At 48.7% G+C, this 5,145-nt stretch carries 6 protein-coding genes; all 6 read right to left on the minus strand.

The features are described from left to right. The coding region (locus ABYP73_RS11155; RefSeq protein ID WP_372974373.1) for an SPFH domain-containing protein at positions 1–446 on the minus strand (446 nt) is incomplete at its 3' end. A gap of 110 nt (positions 447–556) precedes the next feature. Next, positions 557–1,225, minus strand: a complete 669-nt coding sequence (locus ABYP73_RS11160; RefSeq protein ID WP_372946166.1) for a hypothetical protein — start codon at positions 1,223–1,225, stop codon at positions 557–559. A gap of 100 nt (positions 1,226–1,325) precedes the next feature. After that, positions 1,326–2,357: a hypothetical protein gene (locus ABYP73_RS11165; protein WP_372946165.1), complete on the minus strand. Its 1,032-nt coding sequence runs from the start codon at positions 2,355–2,357 to the stop codon at positions 1,326–1,328. Positions 2,358–2,364: 7 nt separating this feature from the next. After that, positions 2,365–3,516 carry a M20 family metallopeptidase gene (locus ABYP73_RS11170; RefSeq protein ID WP_372946164.1) on the minus strand — a complete coding sequence of 384 codons (1,152 nt, stop codon included), beginning with the start codon at positions 3,514–3,516 and terminating at the stop codon, positions 2,365–2,367. A gap of 4 nt (positions 3,517–3,520) precedes the next feature. Next, entirely contained in the window at positions 3,521–4,132 is a 612-nt protein-coding gene (locus tag ABYP73_RS11175; protein WP_372974374.1) for a flavin reductase family protein, read from the minus strand. A gap of 130 nt (positions 4,133–4,262) precedes the next feature. Then, a partial coding sequence (locus ABYP73_RS11180; protein ID WP_372974375.1) for a universal stress protein occupies positions 4,263–5,145 on the minus strand: 883 nt, incomplete at its 5' end.

Below are 5,145 nucleotides of genomic sequence, written 5' to 3' on the forward strand. Positions count from 1 at the left end.
CCCCATTCACCGGTCTCGGCCTCTACTATGGTCTTGATGTTCTTCCCCATCTCCTCCCGTTTGGACAAAATGGTATCCAGTTCTACCTTTCCGCAGACGTCCCTCAGGGCTGCCTGAGAAAGCTGGGTGATGGCAAAGGAAAATTCCTCCACCTCGAGGACAGCCTTTTCTGGGTTGGTGATCCTGAAAAAGACCACTCCGTCAATGCTACAGGGAACGTTGTCCTCCGTCATTACTTCCTGGGAAATAATGTTGATGGTGATCACCCGGATGTCCACCACCTGTATGGTCTCAACGATGGGAATGATCCACCGAAAACCCGGGTTCAGGGTCTTGACATACTTTCCAAATCGGAACTTCAGGGCGCGTTTGTATTCGAAGATGATGCGGATCCCGGAGAGCAGGAACAGCATAATGACCATAAAGAAAATGAGAGTGGGATTCATGATGATATCTTTTACAGGGTTATTTCAGAATTGTTAGTGTCCGGGCAGGCCCGCTACTTTTTCGACCTCTTTTAAAGATACGAAAAACCGTTCTTTAATTTAGGCCGATTTTACGTGAAATCGGATTTCTTCAAAGGTTTTAATTTTCTAATCAGATTATAATTAAGCCCTGAGAACCAGGTCAGGCAGAGTACAAAGGTCACTTTTTGGATCAGGGGCAGGGCGCCGATAAAAAAGCCGGTCTCATAGATGAGATAGTTGATCAAAAACACGGTAAAACAAACAAATCCAAGAACGCCCAAAGCCTTGTAACCTCCTTTTACAAGGGCCCAGGCACAGGACAAAATAGCTGCAAAACCAAAGACACCCGCAAGCCTTACGATAAGGTCGTGATTCTGGGTTCCCATTAAAAAGATGATGAAAAGGGCTGTGATCCCTGTGATCCACATCAGGAAATGTCCGAAATTCTTTTTGTCGAATAGACGGGGAAGGAAAATCCAGAGCAGGATAAGCCCGGAACAGAGGGCGAACAGGGATGCCCGGGCGTAGTACCTCGCTGTATTCAACTCCCCGTTAATAGCGTATTCGTCCAGCAGGTCACACAGGTAGTTATTCCAGAAATCAAATCCGGTATGGGTGGGCTCAGCAGCGGACCCCCCCGGGTAGGTGAAGGCAGCAATGACATAAAGCACCAAAAAGAACAGGATCCCTATCCCCGGTAACCATAACACAAGGCCGGAGGGCTTGCCTGTATTGCCGATCGAGTTAAGATCAAACATGTTGCTTTAGCTTTACACTCTGTGCATTTAGTCAATTCGGATGCCAATTAGACTGCTTCCGATGATCACCTTAAGATAAAGAATTCCGGTGCAGGTGATCCTACAAGTTCAACCCCGTTTTTTGAGCGAGGATTTCTCTCAATTCGGTATTGGTTTTGGAGTCGATCAGGTTTAACGCCCTGACCCCGCACAGGTCTTTTACCATTTTGATTCCGGCAAGCGTATTCGTCGTGATCCCGCTCACAATGTCCGGGACCGTGTTAAATGCCTTCATAAGCCCGTATACAGAGTAAGGATCTGTAGCACTGAGAACAGTACATCGGATATTTTTCCCAAGGGCTTTCACGGCCAGGTCTCCATTGTAGGGTTCCATGGGGGAAGCGCCCACTTCCACGATGGCGACATCCGCATGCTGGTGAGCTACCAGACTCAAAAGCATGCTGCATTTCTTTTGGAACACCTCTTCAGGACAGATGGAGGAAGGCAGGCCCACATCCACAAAATCGAAGACCGCATCGGCCCCGACGTCCTTCAGAGCAAGAATATCCTTAAAGCGCCCGGCACCACTTAGTTTGGCACCGACCACCTTGTAATTTGCAGATTTCAAGATATTGGTGACGATCCTTGCCGAAGTGGTTTTACCGGCAGACATGGAAGTGCCTATGAACAATACCACCGGCGTATTGAACTCCATGGGCTCCACGTCTGGAAGGAAATGGTCCATTGTGATCTTTTTACCTTTTCTGACGACATGACCGGTGTATTTGATTTTCATCATGTTAGGCATAAAGGCCGATTTGCTGGTGAGTTTGCCAAAGATGCCTCCGCCAGTGAGGATGCTCATTTCTCCGTCTGAACCCACTTCTTTCCAGGTCCCAGTGGCTTCCAGGGTAGCAAAGCGTTCTCCCAGGACCCCTACTACATGCTCGTCTCCAATGACGCCTCGCATACGCCCATTGGGGAGTTCCAGGCGGAGTGAAGTATCCCCGGGATCAATAATTCGGCAAACGACGTAATCCCCTGCCGACCAATGGGCTCTGTCCAGCTTCTCAAGTCCGAATTCCTTTTCTTCCAGGTCCGAGATCCGGGTAAGGGAGGTGAAGATAAAATAGGAAGGTGTGTATGTTTTCATTTCTTGTTTATTTAGGCCCGGCAAGCAGTAAAAGTGTCAGCAGTGCCGTTCTTTTTGGCAATTGATCTGCAAAAATGAACTCGTGCGTAGCATGAGCCCCATCTCCGGGTATGCCCAGGCCATCGAGGGTAGCTGTGTACACACTGGTTGTATTTCCGTCTGAACCGCCCCCTGCGAGTCCCTCAGACAGGTCCATTCCCAAAGTCAGCGCTTTGGCGTGTGCCAACTTCCAGAGCTCCTGATTCCTGGCATTTCGTTCCATGGGAGGTCTTCCAATCCCCCCTTCGATCTCCAGTTTAATGTTAGGAAGGGAAGGCTTCAAGCCGAGTATCTTTTCGGTAATCCGCTCCCCGTCTTCCGTATTTTCGACCCGGACATCAATGACTGCCCTGCTTTCCGGGGCAACTACGTTGGCTGATACCCCTCCCTCTATCATCCCTACATTGACCGTGATCCCTTTTTCAAAATCATTCATGGCGTACAATTGCTGCACTTGCCGGGATAGTTCCACGATGGCGTTCACCCCTTTCCCCGGATCCAGTCCGGCATGAGCGGCTACACCATAAACCTTGATGGTAAACCTGCCAAGGCCTTTGCGGGCAGTTTTCAGTTTTCCATCCAGATCAAGCGGTGGTTCCAGAACAAAGGCCCTTTCTGAGATCCTCGCCAGTTTTTTAATGGCGGGTGTAGATTCTATACTGCCGATCTCCTCATCTGAGTTAAAGAGGATGACGGGGGTCAAAGAGGTCTCCATCCCCAATTCCCTGATCGCTTTGAGGGCAAAGATCACCTGGACGAGTCCCGCTTTCATATCGTATACTCCCGGTCCTTTCAACCTACCTTCGTTCTCAACCACGGGCATCTCTGCCAGGGTATTCCTCTTCCAGACGGTATCGCAATGGCCTAAAAGCAGCTGTATCGGCTGCTCCTTTTCTCTTTTGCGCGGCCGCCCATAAAGAAACCCTCCGGTTTTCCTGCCCGGCATGCGCATCGTGAAGAAACCCAATTGTTTCAATTCTTTTTCGAGACGAGCCAGGACTTGTTTTTGGGTATGCGGTTCTCCCGACGGACTCTCCATCCGTACCAGATCCTTCAAGAGGACTTTCATGGCCGCTTCCTGACGGGTCAGGTAATTCAATATGTTGATGGCAGTATCCAAAGGGTTACTTTTTAAAATCTTTGGGGAAAGGAAAATTAAAGGTCTCCGAAATCTTTGCATACCTGCCCTGTGCAATGTATGCCAGCAGAGGGTTTTTCATCAATTGCTCCCTTTCATCAACTTCAGAGACTTTCAAATAATCCTTGTCGACATGAGCGGCTCTGATCTTACCCGTGATCAGGCCGTAATCGTCAAAACCTTCAATGATCCTGAAGAGTTCACACTCCAGGTAGAGATAAGCTCCTGCGATCACCGGAGCTTTCACGGTAGTTGCCTGGAGAACCGACAGGTTCTGAAGTACATCCGTGGCCTTATCGGAACATCCAGATCTGGGGGTAGCGCTGAGGGAGGTCTCGACGACCTGATCGGGTTTTGGGAAACTGACGGTGAATTCCCCGCTCTTTTCTATATTCCTGTAAGTACAATGTCTGGGAGTGCAGACAAAGCCAAAATAATTCCCAAAGCCCAATGGCGTAGCCATGTGTTTGGGTGCCAGGTCATAGGAATTGCCTTCTACCGTCCCTATGATCACCAGGGGGGCTACTGTAAAGATACGGTCCCACAGATTTTCAGATACATCCAGGGGCCGCAGGTTTTCTGTTCTCAGAGGTTCCATGGATAAACGGTTATTAAGGAATGTAACCTGCTTATATGAAAAATGAAATGATATAAGTCAGGTCTTTACTTTTTTCAGTATAAAGTGAGAAGAGCCTATTTCCCCACTCACTGGGAACCCCGCCAATCCTCTAATCAAAAGGGAGGTGCTTTTTGTGAAAGCTCAGGAGGGGGCGCTCCAGTTGCATTTTTACTTTTTTTACAGTATCCGTACGCCACAAACGTTGCAGGGCGTTCGCACTGTCCCGTTCGAGCATCACGATGAGGTCACCGTTCTCTTCCCTGATGTAGTCCAGCAGGCTGCCGGTAATATCTTCCGAAAATCGGAGGTCGAACAGGATCTTTCTGTAGTCCACTTTGTTTCCGAGCATCTCCTTGAACCATTCCATTTGGTCCTCCCCGGCGTATTCCTTTTTATGGGTGATATGTACGAGTTTGATCTCGGCATCGAAGGGTTGAGCCAGGGCTACCAGCTTTCTGACAGCCAGGATATCAGCTTCTTCAAAGGCAGTTGCGTATACGATGCTTTTTATGGTTCGCCTCTCAGCCTTATCGGGGATAGCCAGAACCGGGACATAAGAGTTGCTGATCAAAGCACTGGCCGTACTGCCCATGATAAGGTCCTGCAGGACACTGCTCCCCTTTGTGCCGATGATGATCAGATCCGCATTGAGGGATTCTACTTTTTCAAGGATCCCGGCCGATGGGATTCCGTGTTCGTGTACCATCATTTCCATGCCCTTTGGAAAACCTTTTTTTAAAACATTTTTATGACAGAAATCTTCCAGTTTTTCAGCCTGCTCTTTGAGCATGATCTCTTCCCTTTTGGCATAGGTCAGACTGACCGTGCTTATGAAAGTGGCCTTCATGTCAAAAACGTGGAGTACAAAAAGTTTTGCGTTCAGTTGTTCACTCAACAGTTGGGCATAGTGAAAAGCCGGAATGGAATTATCCGAAAAATCTGTGGCATACAAAAGGGTTCTCATAAGGGCGGACTTAGGAATCTCCATCAAA

It is taken from the genome of Muriicola sp. (genome assembly GCF_041567615.1).
Classification (GTDB): domain Bacteria; phylum Bacteroidota; class Bacteroidia; order Flavobacteriales; family Flavobacteriaceae; genus Muriicola.

Bases quoted from the DNA above. Each gene is read 5' to 3' on its own strand.
- ABYP73_RS11160 (WP_372946166.1), bottom strand. From the start codon at position 1,225: ATGTTTGATCTTAACTCGATCGGCAATACAGGCAAGCCCTCCGGCCTT.
- ABYP73_RS11165 (WP_372946165.1), bottom strand. From the start codon at position 2,357: ATGAAAACATACACACCTTCCTATTTTATCTTCACCTCCCTTACCCGG.
- ABYP73_RS11175 (WP_372974374.1), bottom strand. From the start codon at position 4,132: ATGGAACCTCTGAGAACAGAAAACCTGCGGCCCCTGGATGTATCTGAA.